The sequence below is a fragment of the Streptomyces cylindrosporus genome (assembly GCF_022698165.1).
Taxonomy (GTDB): Bacteria; Actinomycetota; Actinomycetes; order Streptomycetales; family Streptomycetaceae; genus Streptomyces; species Streptomyces cylindrosporus.
The window spans coordinates 916,167-934,441 of sequence record NZ_JALDAY010000002.1 but is presented as its reverse complement, the minus strand read 5'-3'; the positions used below and the strand labels follow the sequence as shown (position 1 = coordinate 934,441).

The following is an 18,275-nucleotide window of genomic DNA, read 5'->3' as shown; positions in this document are numbered from 1 at the left end:
CTCCAGTGGTCGGGGCGGAAGGCCGGTCGGTCACGCCCGGGCGGCGGGCGCGGGGTGCTTCGCCTCGACCAGCTCCAGCAGATGGGCGCCCCAGTGGATGCCGGGGCAGGCGAAGAAGTCGCGGCTGCTGATCTCCAGGCGCAGATCGTCCCGGCAGCGGCTGATCAGCTCCATCACCATCAGGCTGTCGAGGCCCATGTCGGCGAGGCGGGTGTCCTCGGTGAGGGTGTCCAGCTCCATGCGCAGGATCGCGGAGAGCTGGACGCGGATGTACTCGTTGAGCTCGGCGAGCCGCTCGGCGTACGGGAGATCGATCAACTTCGCGGTCAGCGGCCCCAGTTCGGGGGCGGCGCCCGCCCCGCCGGCCGCGGGCGCGCTGCGGATCTCGGCGAGGATCGGCCGCTCCCGGCGCGCCTCCATCAGGTCCCGGAACAGCGCCCAGTCCGCCGCGCACACCGTGCGGTGCGCGACCCCGTCGGCGACAGCCTCGCCGAGCAGCTCCAGCGCGTGCTCCGGGTCCAGCTGGACGAGCCCGATGGAGCGCAGGAACGCCATCACCGAGTCGTCCGCGAGACCCGACCGCGCGCCCCACGGGCCCCAGCTGACGGTCGTGGCGGCCAGGCCCCGCAGCCTGCGGAAGTGCGCGAAGGAGTCCAGGAAGGCGTTGGCCGCCGAGTAACCGGCCAGGTGCTGCGAACCCCACACCGAGGCGATCGAGGAGAAGGACACGAACAGGTCGAGGTCCTGGTCGACGGTCGCGTTGTGCAGCGCCCAGGTGCCGTCGGCCTTGGGGCGCAGGCAGCGGTCGTACGTCTCCGGGTCGCTCTCCCGCAGGAACTGCGGCTCGGACAGCCCGGCCGCGTGTACGACACCCCGCAACGGCCGTCCGGCCAGCCCGAGTTGGTCGGTCAGCGAGCGCAGCGCGATCTCGTCGCAGACGTCGATCGCCTCGACCCGCACCTCCGCGCCCTGCGCCTCGATCCGCCGTACCCCGGCGATCTTCGCGGCCGTCGCGTCGTCCAGGTCGGGCGACTCCCAGCGGGAGCGGTCCGGCAGGCCCGTACGCCCGATGAGGACGACCGTGCCCGCGCCGGAGCGGGCGAGCCACTCGCCGACCAGCAGACCGAGGCTGCCGAGACCGCCGGTGACGAGATAGCTGCCGAGGTCGCTCAGCCGCAGCGGCGGGCGCTGCTCGGCCGGCGCGACCGGGACCAGGCGCGGCACCAGGGTCTCGCCGCCGCGCCGGGCCGTGAGGTCCTCGGCGCTCTCGGTGGCGAGCAGCGCGGCGATCTGCTCCGCCTCGTCCACCGCACCCCGCGGGTCCAGGTCCAGCAGGCCGCCCCACAACTCCGGGTGCTCCAGCGCGGCCACCTTCCCCAGACCCCACAACGGCCCGGCAGGCACGCACAGTTCACGCTGCCCGTCCCCGGTCCACTGGGCGCCCCGGGTCACCGCCCACACCCGGGTCGGCGCCTCCCGCTCCGCCAGCGTCCGCGCCACCGCGAGGAACACGTGCTCCACGCTCTCCCGGGCCAGCCGCACCGAGTCGGCGTCGAACCCGGACACCGGCAGCTCCAGCGCACCGAGCAGCACGACGTGCTCGTACGTCCCGTTCAGCTTCAGGGCGAGTACGGCCGTGTCGGCGGCGGCGTCCGAGCGGGTCACGTCGGCGCCGCGCAGCACCAGCTGCTTGGTGACGTCCTCGGCGAGGGCGCCGCCGCCCAGCAGCAGCACCCGCTCGCCGCGCAGGCTCCGGGTGGTGAAGCGCGCCGGGTCGGCCGGCCGCCACACCTCCTCCCACACCGTCTCCGCGTGCTCGGCGCGCTCCGGTTCTGGCGCGGCGGGCTCGGTCGACGGGCGCAGCTGTACGTCCCGCATGGCGATCAGCACGCTGCCGTCGGCGCCCAGGATCTCCAGGCCGCCGCGCAGCCCGCCCTCGCCGGGGGAGGGGGCGAGCCAGCCGTGGACGTAGCGGCGGGTGCCCGTCGGGACCGCGGTCGGCAGTGCGGCGGCGGTCTCCGGGGCGTGCTCCGACTGGCGCAGCAGGCCCAGCGTCAGGTCGAGCAGGGCCCCCCGGGGCAGCTTCTCGGCCTCCTGGTTGACCTCGGCGAGGACCTCGCCGGGGCCCTGGTAGACCTCGTTGACGACCGGTTCGGCCCAGGCCGGCACACTGATCCCGGCCGGGTCGGCCGGCACGCAGCGGGCCCGGATGGACTCCAGGTCGCCGCCCGTGTCGGTGGGCGGCCGGCGCACCAGCACCCCGCGGGCGTGCAGCCGCCAGCTGCCCGACTCCACGGACTCGACGCCCTGCCGCGAGAAGCACAGGAACAGCGAGCGGCCCTCGTCGTCCTGCGGCAGCACGTACACCCGTATCTTCGCCGGCCGGTGCTCCGGGTCGAGCAGCAGCGGCTCGCCCACCACGAACCGGTCCACCAGGCGGGGCTGCGCGCCGGGCAGCTTGGCCGCGCCGGCCAGCGCCCAGTTGCAGAACCCGCCCGCCGACACCTGGCGGCGGCCGTCCGGACCCGTCTGCACGAACACCTCGGACAGCTGGTCGAGTTGGGGTGAGAAGGTGGGTGGCCCGGACATCAGGTGGCCCTCGAAGAGCGCGCCCGGACCCTCGTCGGCGGACAGCGCGGACACCTCGCCGGACGGGTCGCCGTCGTTGAACCAGTAGCGCTCGCGCTGCCACGGGTAGCTGGGCATGGTGGTACGGCGGGGCTGCTCGGCGGCGTGCACCGCCTGCCAGTCGACGACGACACCCCGGTGGTGCAGCGCGCCCAGGGCCTGCCCGACGATGTGCGCGTCCTCGCGGTCCCGGCGCAGCGAAGGGATCCACGCCACCCCGTCCTCGGGCAGGCAGCGGGCGCCGAGCCCGAGCAGGACCGGGGCGGGGCCGAGCTCCAGGAAGGTGCGGCAGCCCGTCTCGTACAGGCGGGTGACGCCCTGGTAGAAGCGGACCGGCGCCAGCACGTGCTCCGACCAGTAGGCCGGGCGCAGCTGCTCGGGACCCCACTCGCGGCCCGTGACGTTCGAGATGATCGGATACTTAGGCTGATGGAACGTCAGACTCTCGGTGACGGAACGGAATTCGTCGAGCATCGGTGCCATCAGCGGGGAGTGGAAGGCGTGCGAGACGTTCAGCCGCCGGTGCTTGACGCCCCGCGCCGCGAGTACGCCGACCACCCGGCCGACCTCCTCCTCGGGCCCGGACAGGACGACGTCCGTCGGCCCGTTCACCGCGGCCACCGAGGTGCCGGGCAGCGGGCCCGCCTCCGCGAGCGCCGCGCGCACCGACTCCTCGTCGCAGACCAGGGTCTCCATCACGCCGCCCGCGGGCAGCGCCTCCATCAGCCGGGCCCGCGCGGTGACAAGGCGGGCCGCGTCCTGAAGCGAGTGCACCCCGGCCACGCAGGCCGCCGTGATCTCGCCGAGGCTGTGCCCGATCAGCGCGCCGGGCCGCACGCCCCACGCCTCCCACATCCGGGCCAGCGCGTACTCCACGGCGAACAGCGCGGGCTGCGTGAAGCCGGTGCGGTTGATCCGCTCACCGTCGCCGGCACCCGCGAGGACCGGGCCGAGAGGCTCGTCCAGATACTGGTCCAGGGCCGCCACGCACTCGGCGAGCGCCTTCGCGAACACCGGTTCCGCTGCGGCGAGTTCGGCCGCCATCCCGGCGTACTGCGAGCCCTGCCCGGTGAACAGCCAGCCCACCCGGCGCGCCTTGGCCCCGGCCGGACCGTGCACGGTCACCTGCTCGGCCCGCTCGCCCGCCGCGAACGCGGCCAGCCCGGCGGCGAGCTGTTCCCGGTCGCCGGTCACGCTCAGCCCGTGCTTCATCCGTGCGCGCCCGACATGCGTCGAGTAGCAGATGTCCGACAGGGTGCGCGGATCGGCCGCGCGCACCGGAGCCTCGTACGCCTGGGCCATCGCCCGCAGCGCCTCGGGGCTGTTGGCGCTCAGGGTCAGCAGGCCCACCTCGCGCGGTGTGCCCTCGCGGGGCGCGGGCCGGGGGGCCTCGCCGAGGACGGCGTGCGCGTTGGTGCCGCTCGCGCCGAAGCTGCTGACGCCGGCCAGGCGCGGGCCCTCGGGCCACGGCGTGTCGACGGTGGTGACCTTGACGTTCAGCAGGTCCCAAGGGATCTGCGGATTGGGGTCGTTGAGGTGCAGATGCCGCGGCAGCGTGTCGTGCTGGAGCGCCAGGACGACCTTGAGCATGCCCGCCGCGCCCGCCGCGGGCTCCAGGTGGCCGATGTTCGTCTTCACCGAACCCACCAGCAGGGGACGGTCGTCGGAGCGGTTCACACTGGTGATCGCGTTGAGCGCCTGCAACTCGATCGGGTCGCCCAGCTGGGTGCCGGTGCCGTGCGCCTCGACGTAGGAGAGGTCCTCGGCGGCGACCTCGGCGTTCTTCAGCGCCGAGGTGATGACGTTCTGCTGGGCGGCCGGGTTCGGCACCGTCAGACCGCTGCTGCGGCCGTCGTGCTCGGTCGCGACTCCCCGCACCACGGCCAGGATCCGGTCGCCCGCCGCCTCCGCGTCGCTCAGCCGCTTCAGCACGAACAGGGCACCGCCCTCGCCGCGCGCGTACCCGTCGGCGGACGCGTCGAAGGTCTTGCAGCGCCCGTCGGGCGACAGCGCCCGCAACTTGCTGACCAGCACGAACCCGTACGGCGACAGCATCAGGTTCACACCGCCCACCAGCGCGGTGTCGCACGCCCGCGAACGCAGGCTCAGCACCGCCTGCTCCAGCGCCACCAGCGAGGACGAGCAGGCCGTGTCGATCACCATGCTCGGGCCCTGGAAGCCGAACGTGTACGAGACCCGGCCGGCCAGGAAGCTCGGCTCGCCGATCAGCTGGTAGGCGTCGACGTCGGCCATCGCGCCCTTCTGCTGCCGCATCCGGACGTAGTCGCTCGTACTGGCGCCGAGGAAGACACCGACCCGGGAGCCCTCCAGCTCGGCGGGCGGCAGACAGGCGTTCTCCATGGCCTCCCAGGCCAGTTCGAGCACCAGGCGCTGCTGCGGGTCCATGCCCGCGGCCTCGCGCGGCGAGATGCCGAACACCGTCGGGTCGAAGGCGTCCACCGGGCCGTCGAGGAAGTTCCCGGAAAGGGTGTACGCCGTGCCCGGGTGGTCCGGGTCCGGGTGGTAGAAACCGGCGACGGAGTGCCGCTCCTCGGGGAACTGCGACGTCAGGGAGCGGCCTTCGGTCAGGGACTGCCAGAACTCCTCGGGGCTCGCGCCGCCCGGCAGCCGGCAGGACATGCCGATCACCGCGAGCGGCTGGGCCCGTTGCAGCTCCTGGACGCGGGCGCGCAGGCTGCGGATCGTGCCGAGCGAGTCCTTCAGCCGACCGCGCAGGACGTCCTGGCTCGGCTGCTCGGCGTGGCTCTTCGTCATCAGTTCTCCTCAAACCCGAAGTTCTGTGAGTCGGAGATCTCCGCCTCCAACTGGCGTAGCAGTTCGTCGTCGTCGAGATCGTCGAGGTCGTCCAGGGCCTCGGCAGTGACGGGTTCGGCGGTCCCGTCCGGCTCGCCCGCCCCCTCCGGTGCGTCGGCCGGATAGCCGAGGCGCTCCAGCAGATGGGCGGTGAGCGCGACGGCGGTCGGGTGCTCGAAGGCGACCGTCGAGGACAGCTCGACGTCCAGCTCGCGGGCGAGCCTCAGCCGCAGCGTCAGTGACATCACCGAGTCCATGCCGAGGTCGAAGAAGCCCTGGTCCGCGCGGAGTTCGTCCTCCGGCAGCCCGAGCACCGCGGCCACCTGACCGCACACCCAGTCCAGCGTCCGGTCCCGGCGCTGCTCGGGGTCGAGGGCGTCGAGGCCGGCCACGAACCCGGTGCCGTCCGCCCGCTGCGCACCGCCCAGCACCTCGGCGAACAGCCGCCGGTGCGGGGCGTCGGCGAGCGCGGTGCGGAACTGCTGCCAGTCGACGTCCGCGACCGCCCAGTGCACCGAGTCGTCCCACGCCAGCAGGTCGAGCGCGGCGACCAGGTCCTGCTCCTCCAGCGGGCCGATACCGCTCGTCTTCAGCAGTAACGTCGTCCGCTCGTCGAGGAGTTCACTGCCGGCCAGCGGCATCAGCTCCAGATGCGTGACCGGCAGCCCGGCGGCCCGGCGCCGCGCCGCGAGCGCGCGCAGCGACCAGTCGGAGGGCGCGGAGGCACCGGTGACGGCACCGCCCCACGTTCCGGGCACGGAACCGAGCAGCACGAACAGCCGCACGGGGTCCTTGGCGGTGAGCCGATGCAGAACCTCGGCGGTCTCCGCCCGGTTCAACTCGCCCCGCAGGACGGCCTCCGTGGTCTCCTCCAGCGGTACGGCGGCGCCGGGCGACCCCGCGCACACGACGGACGCGATTCCGCACTCGGCGCGCAACTCCTCGACCAGGGAGGCGAGTTCGGCGCGTGAACCGTGGGTGGCCGCGGCGCGGATCTCGACGCCGGCCTCGCGCCAGGCGGCGATGCGGTCGGGCGCGGTTCCCGCTGTGGAAACGGCCTCCGTGTCGACCAGGACGATGCGCCGGGCGCCCGCGCCGATCAGCCAGTCCACCGCGCACGGGGCCAGGGCGCCGCCCGCGCCGGTGACCAGGTGCCAGCGGTCGGCGGGGAGGGTCCTGCGGGCGGCACGCTGCGGAGGCGCGCCGCGCACCAGGGAGCCGACCTGGACCGCCGAGTGCTCGATCCGGACGTGCTCGTCGCCGGGCGCGCCCAGCAGCCGGGCCGCCAGGGTGCGCAGTTCCTCGGAGCTGCCGTGGGTGAGGTCGAGGTGTCCGCCCCACGCGTCCGGGCGGGTCATCGCCAGCGTGCGGCCGAGCCCGGCGTGCGCGCCCTGGTTCCCGTCGGGGTAGCCGGCGTGCCCGGTCGGCAGCAGTGCGTGCCGGGTGACCAGCCAGAGGCGGGCCGTCGGGCCCTCCGCCTCGGCCAGCGCGGCGGTCAGCGCGACCGTCGTGTGCCAGCCGGCCGGACGCGAGTCGAGGTCCTCCAGGGGCCACAAGTCGCAGATACCGGTGGTGGGTTCGTTGGCGTGGACGGCGAGGAGGGTGTTCCAGGCGTCGCGGTCGGTGGGGTCGAGGGTGAGGTCGCGCGGGCCGCCGCCGGACGTGACGGCCGCCCGAGAACGCACCCGGCGTACATCGCAGCCCGCCGCCCGCAGCTGCTCGGCCACCGCTCCGGCCAGGTGCTCCGTGTCGCCGCACACCAGCCAGCGGGTCGCGGGCGGGGCGGAGCCGTCCTCTTCGCCGGATGCCGACCGCTGCCCGGCCGGCGTCCACACCATCCGGTACAGCAGGCTCTCCAACCGGTCCCGCCCCGCGTCCGCGGCCACCGGCGCCTCGGGGGCGGCCACCCGCAGCCCCGCCAGCTCCAGCACGGCCCGGCCGGCCGCGTCGAACACCGTCAGATCAGCCTCCGGCGCCCCGTCGGCACCGGCCCGCACCGGCCCACGAAGCAGTCGTACGGTGCCGTCGACCGCGGCCTTGACCCGCACCGACCCGATGCTCGCGACGCGCGGTTCGGCCGCCCGTTCGGAGGCGCCGTCGGCGGTCAACCACAGGGCCAGCCGCAGCAGTTCGGCGGGCAGCCGGTGCCGCGCCGCCGCGTCCGGCATCCGCACGGTGACCTCGGCCAGGCCCCGGCCACTGCCCGCCGACTCCACCCCGAGCGTGGGGAAGGCTTCGGCGAGCGTGGCCCGGAGGGGCTCGTCGTCGGCGAGGGGACCGGGGGTGCGGGTGAGGGCCGAGTCGGGTCGGGCCTCGGCCTGCCCGGCAGGGCGCGCGGCGATATCGTCCGAGGGCGTGGCGGTCGCGTCTGCGGCGACCTCTTGCCGGGCCGCCGGGCCCGCGGTGGCTCCGGGTGTGGTGGTCGCGTCCGTGGAGATCCCGTCCGTGGCGATCGTGCGCGCGGTGATCCCGTGCGTCGCCGCCAGGTCAGCCGAGCTCACCGCCGTATCGGAGCCGCCCGTGCTGAAGTCCTCCGCGGCTCCCACCGTCGCGCTCAGCGCCGCGTCGAGCGGTGCGTCCTCCGCGAGCGAGCGCAGGACCAGCGTGGACCCGCGGGTGTCGGCCACAGCCTGCAGCGTCGCGCGGTGCTCGGCGTCCGTGCGGGGCGGGGTGCCGAAACGTACGTCGCTCAGGGTCGGCGTCGCCGAGCCGGTGGCCGCGGCCGTCGCGAGGGCCGCCTCCAGGAGGGCCGGCGCCGACACCGTCGTACGAGAGCCCTCGCCCGTCGTCTGCCAGGGGCTGCGCGTGCCGTCGACCGTCACCGGGACCAGCGCCGTCCAGGGGGAGTTCGCCGGGCGGACCGGGGGACCGACCAGCGTGCCCGTCGCGGACGTGCGGTCCACCGGCAGGTCCGGGAGGCGATGCTCCCTGCGCTGCCAGGGGTAGTGGGGAACGTCCACCACGCTGCGGCCGGGCCCCGCGAACGCGGCCCAGTCGACCGGCACCCCGTGCGCGTGCAGCGCGCCGAGCGTGGCCAGCAGCGCGCCCACCTCGTCCTCGTCGCGGACCAGCGAGGGCAGCACCGGCGGACGGCCCGCGCCCGCCGCGGCCAGGGACTCCTCGGTGCCGGAGACCAGCACCGGATGCGGCGACACCTCGACGAACACCCGGTCCGCGGCGTCCTCGACCGCGCTCACCGCGTCCTGGAAGAGGACCGTGTCCCGCAGGTTGCGGCCCCAGTAGGAGGCGTCCAGGTCGAGGCCGGACACCTCGCCGCCCATCACCCCCGAATACAGCGGGATCCGGGCCTCGGTGGGCGTGAGGTGCGCGAGGCCGGACACCAGGCGCTCGCGCAGCGGTTCCATCAGGGGCGAGTGCGGGGCCACGGGGACCTTGACCCGGCGGACGAAGACGTTCGCCTCGGCCAGTTCCTCCGTCAGCTCCTCCAGCGCGTCCACGTCACCGGCGACCACCGTGGTGCGCGGCCCGTTGATCGTGGCGATGCCCAACTTGTCCTCGTACAGCACCAGATAGGGCGCGAGCTCCTCGCGGCCGAGCCCGACCACGACCGAACCGCCGGTGCCGACCAGCGTGTCCAGCAGCCGCGAGCGCAGGCAGAGGATCTCCGCGGCCTGCGCCAGCGTCAGCGCCCCGGCCGCCCAGGCCGCGGCGACCTCGCCCATGCTGTGCCCGACCACCGCGGCCGGCTCGACACCCCAGCTGCGCCACAACTCGACCAGCCCCACCTGCACGGTGAAGATCAGCTCCTGCGGGATGCCCTCGTCGAAGGGCCGGCTGTCCGGCTCCCCACGCAGCGAGGCCAGCGGCGACCAGGCGATCCACTTGCGCATCTCCTCCTCGCAGGCCAGCACCGCGTCACGGAACACCGGTTCGCTGTCGAGGAGTTGACGGCCCATGCCGGTCCACTGGGAGCCGAAGCCGGAGAACACGAACACACAGGAACGGGGGGCGTCGGCGGTCCCGGTGAGCACACCGGGGTGCTCGTTGCCCTTGGCCAGGGCGCGCAGGGCCGAACGGACCGAGACCACGTCCCGGCCGACGGCGACCGCACGGTGGTCGAGGTGACTGCGGCGCGCGCCGGCGGTGTACGCCAGGTCGGCGAGCGCGTGCGCGTCGGCCGACTCCAGGAGGTCCAGGTACTGGCGGGCCGCGGCGGGCAGAGCCGACTCGTGGGCCGTGGAGAGGGGCAGGGCGAAACGGGCCGGAGGCGCCTCCTGTCGGGCCGTTTCCACAGGTGCTTCAGGTACTTCAGGTGCTTCGGCGACCAGGATGTGCGCGTTCGTGCCGGTGAAGCCGAAGGAACTGACGCCCGCGATCCGGCGACGGCCGGACTCGGGCCAGCCGTCCTCGCCCTCGGCCAGCGCCAACCCCAGTTGCTCCCACGGGACTTGGGGTGTCGGTCGGGTCGTGACGCCGACGTGCCGCGGGATCCGCCCGTGGTGCACCGCCAGGACCGCCTTGATCAGTCCGGCCATGCCCGCGGACGCCTCCAGGTGCCCGATGTTGGGCTTGGCGGAGCCGACCAGCAGCGGGGCGACGCCGTCGGCGCCCTGCGGTCGCAACGACTGGGCCAGCGCCCGCAGTTCGATCGGGTCGCCGAGCGGCGTGCCGGTACCGTGCGCCTCCGCGTAACCGACCTCCGGCCCGCTCAACCCGGCCTGCTCCAGGGCCTGTTGGATCAGCGCGCGCTGCGCCGTCCCGTTCGGCACGGTCAGCCCGCTGCTCGCGCCGTCCTGGTTCACCGCGCTGCCGGGCAGCACGGCGTACACCCGGTCGCCGTCGGCCAGCGCGGCCGACAGCCGCTTCAGTACGACCGCGCCGGAGCCCTCGCCGCGCAGATAGCCGTCGGCGGCCTCGTCGAAGGTGCGGCACTGGCCGGACGGGGACAGGGCGCCGCCGGCCGACACCGAGACCGGGATGACCGGGCTGAGGATGACGTTGACGCCGCCGGCCACCGCGAGGTCGCTCTCGCCGGAGCGCAGGCTCTGGATCGCCAGGTGCACCGCGGTGAGCGAGGAGGAGCACGCGGTGTCCACCGCCATGCTGGGGCCGGTCAGGCCGAGGAAGTACGACAGCCGTCCGGCGGCCCCGGCGAAGGAGTTGCCGGTGCCGTAGTAGAGGTCGACGTCCTGGAGGCGGTTCGCGACCTGCTGGGAGTGGTCGGAGCTGTTCATCCCGACGAAGACGCCGGTCGCCGAACCGCGCAGCCGGTCCCGGGTCGCCCCGGCGTCCTCCAGCGCCTCGTAGGCGACCTCCAGGAAGAGCCGGTGCTGCGGGTCGAGGCTGCGGGCCTCGCGCGGGGAGACCCGGAAGAAGGCCGCGTCGAAACCGCGGACGTCGTCGAGATAGCCGCCGCGCAGGGAGGTGATCGTGCCGGGCGTCCAGGGGCCGTCGGCCAGGAAGGCCTGCCCGTCCCACCGGTCGGAGGGCACGTCCCGGATGACGACGCGGCCGTCCAGCAGCAGCTGCCAGTAGTCGCCGACGGAGGGGCTGCCGGGGAAACGGCAGCTCATGCCGACGACGGCTATGGGGTCGTCGGCGGGGGAGGGGGCGGGCGCGGACTCGGCCAACGGGGGCTGGGACACGGCGAGTTCGGCGCCCGGAGCCGCCTCGGCCGAGGACGGCGTCTCCTCGGCGCCGCCGGCCGCCTCCCGCTCCGCCACCTGCGGCAGCAGATGGTCCACCAGCTCGTCCAGGCACGGCCGTTCGAACGGCGTGGACAGCGGTATGTCCAGGCCGAGTTCCAGGCCGAGCCGGTCCACGAACTCCACGATGGTCAGGGAGTCGAGTCCGAGGTCGGCGAAGCCGCGCCGCGGCGGGATGCGCCGGCCGGGATCCTGCCCGAGCACCCCGGCGAGCACCTCGGAGGTGCGCCGCATGAGCGACCTGCGCAACCGGTCGGTACCGCCCACGGGTGAGTTGTCCGCCGCCGCCCCGCTCCGCCTCCTCGCGGTGGCGGCGGCGGACTGATCGACTTCCCGGTCGGCCCCGAGGGGGGTGGTGGCCGTGGCCGGGGAGTCACCGGCGGAGGGGGGAAGCTCCGCCGGAGTCGTGAGTCCTGCTCCTGCGACGACCGGAGTCGTGAGGTCCGCTCCGGCGACGACCGGTGCCGCGTCGTCGGCCAGGTCCAGCTGCCGGGCCGGCCCCACCGGCCTGCCCGACTCGTCGATCAGCTGCACCGCCAGCCGAGCCGCCCGCACGCCCGTCTCCGGCCGCGCCCCCGGCGCGTACTGCATGCCGGGCGTCACCTCCGGCAGCCAGAACGACTCGTGCTGCCAGGGGTGCCGGGGCAGGTCGGTCAGCCGCCCCGGCAGCAGCTCGTCCCAGCGGACGTCCGCGCCCGCGCAGTGCAGCTCGGCGAGGGCGGCGAGCAGGGTCGCGCCGCCGTCGGTGTCCCGGCGCAGCGAGCCGACCGCGACGCCCTGCCGACGCAGGGCGGCGAGACCGTCGTTCAGCGGTCGTACGAGCGTCGGGTGCGGGCCGATCTCGACGAAGTCGGCGCCCTGGCTCGCGATCAGGTTCCTGACGGCGGGCCAGAAACGCACCGGGCGCAGCACGTTGGCCGCCCAGTAGTCCGCGTCCAGGACGGCCGGCGGCTCGTCCGGCGAGACCGTGGAGACGAAGGCGTCCGGGCGCGGGCTCGGCCTCAAGTCGGCCAGCTCCGCGCGGAGTTGCTCGGCGTACGGGGCCATCGCCGGGCTGTGGAAGGCGTAGTCGCCCGGTACGAAGCGGGCCGAGACCGACCGCTCGCGCAGCAGCGCGGCGATGGCCGTGAGGTCCTCCTCCGACCCGGCGAGCACGGTGGCGGCCGGTCCGTTGACCGTCGCGACGGTGACCGCCCGCCCGGTCCCGGCCGCGGCCTGCACCGCGTCCTCCTCCGGCAGCGCCACCGCCAGCATCCGCCCGGTGCCCGCGGCCGCGCTCATGATGCGCCCGCGGCGCACCGCGAGGTCCAGCGCGGTGGGCAGGTCGAGCGCGCCGGTGAAGCAGGCCGCGGAGATCTCCCCGAGGCTGTGCCCGATCACGTCGGTCGGCTCCACGCCCCGCGCCCGCCAGACCTCGGCGAGCGCCAACTGGAGGGCGACGACAGCGGGTTGGGCCAGCTCGGTGGCCGCGAGGTCGCTCTCCCCGAGCAGGGCGCGCAGCCCCGGCAGCCCGGCCGCGCGCAACACCTCGTCGCTGCGCTCGAAGGAGGCCGCGGCGACCGGCTCCCGGTCCCACAGGTCCAGGCCCATGCCGCGCCACTGCGAGCCCTGCCCGGAGAAGACGAACACCGTCCGGTGCCGGCGCCGCGGCTCGGCCGTACCGGTGACGGTCCGCTCGTCGGGCTCGCCCTGCGCCAACTCCCGCAGAGAAGCCAGCAGTTCGTCTGCGTCGGCGCCGATCACGGTGGCGCGCGCCTCGTGGTGGGAGCGCCGTACCGCAGCGGTGTGCAGGAAGTCGGGCAGCGGCGGACGGTCCTCGGTGTCCAGCGCGTCGGCGAGGTCCCTGGCCCGCTCCTGGAGCGCCTGCTCACTGGACCCGGACAGCAACAGCACCTGGGGGCCCGGCAGTTGGGGCACGGTCGGCTCGGTCTCGGCGGCCGGGGCGGAGAGCAGAAGGTGCGCGTTGGTGCCGCTGAGCCCGAAGGCGCTCACGCCGAACAGCGTCTCCTCGGTGGCGCCGTCGACCGGCACGGGCTCGGCGGAGATGCTGAGCGGCCCGTCGCCCCAGGGGATCGCCGGGTTGGGCGTGCCCAGGTGCAGCTGCGGCGGGACCAGCCGGTGCCGTGCCGTCAGCGCGGTCTTGATGAGCGCCGCCACGCCCGCCGCGGCGTCCGTGTGCCCGAAGTTGGCCTTGTGCGAGCCGATGTGCAGCCTGCCCTCGCGGCCGGGCCCGAAGACCTGCTGGAGCGCGTACGCCTCGATCGGGTCGCCGAGCGGGGTGCCGGTGCCGTGGGTCTCCACGAAGGCGACCTGCTCCGGCGTGGCACCTGCCCGCGCGAGCGCGTCCCGCAGCAGGGCCTCCTGCGCGCCGGCGTTCGGCACGGTCAGGCCGGCGCTGCGCCCGTCGTGGTTGAAGGCGCTGCCCCGGATCACCGCGAGCACCCGGTCGCCGTCGGCGAGGGCGTCGTCGAGCCGCTTCAGGACGACGACACCGCAGCCCTCACCCCGTACGATCCCGTCGGCCGCGGCCGAGAACGGCTTGCAGCGGCCCGTGGGGGACAGGGCCTGCACCTTGCTCATGAAGATGGACAGCTCGGGGGCGGCCAGGATGTTGACGCCGCCCGCGAGCGCGGTGTCGGCCTCGCCGCTGGCCAGGCTGCGGCAGGCCAGGTGGACCGCGACCAGGGAGGAGGAGCAGGCGGTGTTCACGGCGAGCGCCGGGCCGTGCAGGCCCAGGGTGTAGGCGACCCGGCCGGGCGCGAAGCTGAACTCCTTGCCGCTCGCGTAGTACGGGTCGATGGCCTGCACACCGCGCGTCTTGGAGTGCAGCAGCGTGTAGTCCATGCCGAGCATGCCGAAGAACACGCCGGTGCGGGACCCGGCGAGGTGCGGTTTCGTCAGTCCCGCGTGCTCCAGGGCCTCCCAGGAGACCTCCAGCAGGAGCCGCTGCTGCGGGTCCATCTCGCGGGCCTCGCGGAAGGAGATGCCGAAGAAGTCCGCGTCGAACTCGTCGAGTCCGGGCAGCACTCCGGCCCAGCGGCAGTAGCCGGTGCCGGGCGCGGCGCCGTCCTCGCTGATGTACTCGGGGCCCCACCGCTCGGGCGGGATCTCCCCGATGACGTCGACGCCGTCGCGCAGCACGCGCCAGAACGACTCGGGATCGACCACACCGCCCGGGTAACGGCACCCGATGCCGACGAGAGCGATGGCCGGGTCGGTACTGGCTGCGTTGCGGGCGGGCATGGATCCCCCTTGTTCCGGAGCGAACGGGCGAACGGTCGGGTCGTGGTGAGGAGTTGGCGAAGGGGAGAGAGGGGAGAGAGGGGAGGGGCCGGGTGGCGCGGGGTGCGCGCCGCGCCACCCGGTGCGGGCCGTACGGCCGTACCGGCTAGAACTTGGCCGCGGCCGACGGTGCCTTGAGCGTGCCCAGGTACTTGTGCCAGAGGTGGGTCGGGTCGTTCTCCACCGCCTCGACGATGTCCCGCATCGCCGCGAGGGCCTTGGGCTCACCGTCGTACACGTCGCCCTGGAGCATCTTCAGGACGTCCAGGCGGTAGCGCGGGTCCTGGACGAACGCCGTGAACAGGATGTTCAGGCGGTAGTAGATCGAGATGAACTCGTACCAGTTGTTGACCGCGCCGCGGAGCGTGTTGACGTACCCGTCGAAGCGCTCCTTGCGGAAGTCGCCGGCCTTGTGGGCGGCGATGATGTCCGCGGCGGCGAGGCGCGCGCTGTTGAGCGCGACGCTGACGCCGCTGGAGAAGATCGGGTCCACGAAGCGGGCCGCGTCACCGATCATCACGAGCGAGTCGTCGGCGATCTTGGTGAGGGCGTAGCTGTAGTCGCCCTCGGCCTTGAAGTCCTTGACCCGCTTGGCGTTCTTCAGGGCGTCCTGGAGGGCCGGGCGGCTGCCGATGGTGTCCCAGAAGAAGGTCTCCAGGTCGTTCTTGGCCTCCTTGAACCGGGCCTTCTGGGTCACGACACCTATGGAGGTGATGGTGTCGGTGATCGGGATCTGCCACACCCAGGTGTCCTCCAGCGGGAGGAAGTGGATGAAGATGTAGTCCGCCTGGTCCTTGTCGACCGCGAGCGCCTTGCGGTCGAAGTCGTCGAACCAGGTGTGCACCGCGTACTGGTTGAAGACCGGGTCCGGCTCCTTGACCTTGAGCTGGTTGCCCATCATCGTGCGGCGGCCGCTGGCGTCGATCACCATGCGCACCGGCACGCCGACCGGCTGGTTGCCGACCTTGGCCTGGATGATGGGGCGGTCGCGGTCGGTGAAGTCGACGCGGTTGACGCGGACGCCGTGGTAGACCTTCGCGCCCAGGCTCTCGGCGTGCTGCAGCAGGATCTGGTCGAACTTGCCGCGGTCCACGTGGAAGGTGTGGTCCCGGTCGACGCCGGCCTGGTCGCGCTCGCTGAACAGCACCTCGGCGGCGCGGAAGTCGTGGTGCAGGCCGGTGAAGCCCATGTGGTCGATGTCCCGGTCCTCCGCGGAGGTCCAGGCGGCGCCGTACTTCTTGGGGAAGCCCGCGGCCTCGACCTTCTCCATCGCGCCGGTCTCGATCAGCACCGGGGTGGTGGCCGGCACCAGGGACTCGCCGACGTGCTCGCGCGGAAAGGTCTCCGACTCGAAGACCACCACCGACAGGCCCTCCTTGGCGAGGTAGGAGGCGGCGGTGGAACCGGCCGGGCCGCCACCGATGATGCCGATGTCGTAGTCGTAGGACGCCTGGTTCTCGGATGCCTCGGACAAGGTGTTCTCCTGTCGTGATGTGGTGTCGGGCGGTGTGCCGCGGCGGCCGCGCAGCGCGTGCCGGCCGTACGCGCGCGGGTCAGCGGAGGGTCAGAACCAGGTCCGTGATGCTGTCCAGGTTCTGGAAGTTGGTGCCGGTCAGCTCGGTCGGCGGGATGTTGGTCCCCAGCTCGTCCCGGATGTAGGTGAGCAGCTGGGCCGTGTTCATCGAGGTGAGAATCCCCCACTCCAGGAGCGGGGTGTCCGGCGCGAGGCCCTGCGGGTCGGGCTCGGAGAGCAGCCGTTCCTGGACGAACTCGGTGAGCTGGGTGAGCAGTTCTTCGCGGTCACTGGCCACGCCGTGCCTCCGATTATTTCAACGCCTGATGATGTCATTTCCTGATGAACTCTACTAGTGTTGAGTTCTGCGTCAAGGGGCCAACTGCGAGTGATCAACCCGAGGTTGGAGGGGTGATGAGTGCGGTGAGGTACGGCGTGACAGGGGGCCCGCCACCCGGCGAGGTGCATGTCTGGGTGGTCCCCGAGCCGCCACCAGGACCCCGCCGGGAGGCGCTCGTGAACCGCTGCGCCGGGCTGCTGTCACCCGAGGAACGGCGGCGCTGGGGCCGTATCGTGCCGGGCTCGCGGGCGCTGTACGCGTGCTCGCACGCGGCGCTGCGGGCGGTGACCGCGCTCTACGGCGGCCGACCGGTGTCCCAAGTCACCTTTGTCGCGGGGAAGTTCGGCAAGCCATACGTGTCCGGCGACCCCGGCCTGCGGATCAGCCTCTCCCACACGGAGGGGCTGGCCCTGGTCGCGGTGAGCCGGGACGGGCCGGTGGGCGTCGACGTGGAACGAGTACGACCCCTGCGGGACCCTGCGGGGCTGCGCCGACAGATGCTTTCGCCTTGGGAGGCGGCGGGGTGGGCGGAGGGTGGTCCGCGTGGGGGTGGAGGTGGCTTGCCCGACGGTACGGCAGGGGCCCTGCACGATGGCCTGTTCACGCGGTGGGCCTGCAAGGAGGCGGTCCTGAAGGCGCTGGGCAGTGGCCTCGCGGGTGACCTCACGGCGGTGTGGGTGGCACCGGGGGAGCGGCGCGTCGGCCCGGTGCGGCTGCACCGGGTGCCGGGTGGCGCTTCGCGCGCCTGGGGGCTGCAACTCATCGACGTCGGGCCGGAGTTCAGGGCGGCGGTGGCGGTCGCGGGTGGGGGAGAGGTGGTACGGGTCCTGGGGGCGCCCCGGGTCACGGGGCTCGCGCACACGAGCGCGGGGCCCCACCCGGTGGCCGCCACGACCAGCGCCCCACACCGGCCGACCCCCACGACGCGCCGCCCCACCGGCCCGGCACCGCTCATCCCGGCCGGCTCGCACGCGGGGGCCTGACCATGCCCCGCCACGCCACCACGCCGAGGACACACCGGCCCATGCGCGTGCGTGGCCCCGACTGCCCCCGTCGATCCACCCGCTCGAAGGCCCGCCCCTCGCACTCCACCCGCTCGAAGCTCGGCCCCATGCACTTACCTGCGACCCCCTGACCCTCAATCCCACCACCCCGCGCCGACCTGCATCCCCTCGCCGTCGGCGCGCCCATCCGAAGGAGACCCGTATGTCCCTCAGCTCGCCCGGACCGACCACCTCCACCTTCTCCTCGGCCGCCGACCCCGCCGGTGCGCCCGCCCTGCTCTGTCTGCCGCATGCTGGTGGCGCCGCGCGAGCCTTCGCGGCGTTGCGGGAGTCCGTGGGCGGTGCCGCCCGTACCGTGCTGCTCGAACTGCCCGGGCACGGGACCCGGATGACCGAACCCGTTCGCGACGACTTCGGCGACGTACTCGACGACCTGGTCCGGGCCTCCGCCCCGCACACCACCGGCCGTTACGTGCTGCTCGGCCACAGCATGGGCGCCGCCTTCGCCTATGAACTCGGGCGGCACTGGGCCGCGTTGGGCCGCCCGCCCGCCGCCGTGCTCGTCGTCGGTCGCAACGGGCCCACCGCCCGCCGGCCCTTCCCGGACATCCACCGGCTCGCCGTCCCCGCGTTCCTCGACGCCGTGCGCCGGCTCGGCGGCACTCCGCCGCAGCTCTTCGAACGGCCCGAGCTGATCGAGCTGTTCACCCCGGTGCTGCGCGCCGACTTCACCCTCTCCGAGACGTACGAGGCCCTGCCCGGACCGCCGCTCGCCTGCCCGCTGTGGGTGAGCGCGGGCACGGACGACCCGATGGTCGACGACGCGGGCCTGCGCGACTGGGAGAACCACGGGTCGGGCGACGTACGGATCGAGTGGCTGCCCGGCGGGCACTTCCTGCTCGACGACCCGGCGTTCCACGCCTATGTCGCAGGCGTGCTGCGGGCCCTGCCGCTGGCCGCCGCCCGCTGACGCAGAACAGTGCTATGTCACATACCACTGCAGTGGTATGTGACATAGCACTGTCCGT

6 protein-coding genes are annotated in these 18,275 nt (G+C 73.8%); 2 read left to right on the top strand and 4 right to left on the bottom strand.

From position 1 onward, the window contains the following. Positions 1 to 30 precede the first annotated feature (30 nt). From MQP27_RS09275 to MQP27_RS09260, 4 genes are all read right to left on the bottom strand, one after another. Entirely contained in the window at positions 31 to 5,403 is a 5,373-nt protein-coding gene (locus MQP27_RS09275; RefSeq protein ID WP_242763536.1) for a type I polyketide synthase, read from the bottom strand. Beyond that, positions 5,403 to 14,351: a type I polyketide synthase gene (locus MQP27_RS09270; RefSeq protein WP_242763533.1), complete on the bottom strand. Its 8,949-nt coding sequence runs from the start codon at positions 14,349 to 14,351 to the stop codon at positions 5,403 to 5,405. Before MQP27_RS09270 ends, MQP27_RS09275 begins: the two co-directional genes overlap by 1 nt. Before the next feature lie 145 nt (positions 14,352 to 14,496). Beyond that, positions 14,497 to 15,864 (bottom strand): NAD(P)/FAD-dependent oxidoreductase, encoded by a 1,368-nt coding sequence (locus MQP27_RS09265; protein WP_242763531.1) that lies wholly within the window; start codon positions 15,862 to 15,864, stop codon positions 14,497 to 14,499. 79 nt (positions 15,865 to 15,943) lie between these two features. Further along, positions 15,944 to 16,201 (bottom strand): acyl carrier protein, encoded by a 258-nt coding sequence (locus MQP27_RS09260; RefSeq protein ID WP_242763528.1) that lies wholly within the window; start codon positions 16,199 to 16,201, stop codon positions 15,944 to 15,946. Positions 16,202 to 16,317: 116 nt separating this feature from the next. On the opposite strand from MQP27_RS09260, the gene MQP27_RS09255 reads away from it, so the two are divergent. Together MQP27_RS09255 and MQP27_RS09250 are read left to right on the top strand one after the other, a co-directional pair. After that, on the top strand, positions 16,318 to 17,226 hold the full coding sequence (locus tag MQP27_RS09255) for a 4'-phosphopantetheinyl transferase family protein (protein ID WP_242763525.1): 909 nt from the start codon (positions 16,318 to 16,320) through the stop codon (positions 17,224 to 17,226). A 223-nt stretch (positions 17,227 to 17,449) separates the two neighbouring features. Then, complete coding sequence (locus MQP27_RS09250) at positions 17,450 to 18,217, top strand: thioesterase II family protein (protein WP_278195765.1); 768 nt, start codon at positions 17,450 to 17,452, stop codon at positions 18,215 to 18,217. Positions 18,218 to 18,275 lie beyond the last annotated feature (58 nt).

Bases quoted from the DNA above. Each gene is read 5' to 3' on its own strand.
- MQP27_RS09250 (WP_278195765.1), top strand. From the start codon at position 17,450: ATGTCCCTCAGCTCGCCCGGACCGACCACCTCCACCTTCTCCTCGGCC.
- MQP27_RS09270 (WP_242763533.1), bottom strand. From the start codon at position 14,351: ATGCCCGCCCGCAACGCAGCCAGTACCGACCCGGCCATCGCTCTCGTC.
- MQP27_RS09255 (WP_242763525.1), top strand. From the start codon at position 16,318: ATGAGTGCGGTGAGGTACGGCGTGACAGGGGGCCCGCCACCCGGCGAG.
- MQP27_RS09275 (WP_242763536.1), bottom strand. From the start codon at position 5,403: ATGACGAAGAGCCACGCCGAGCAGCCGAGCCAGGACGTCCTGCGCGGT.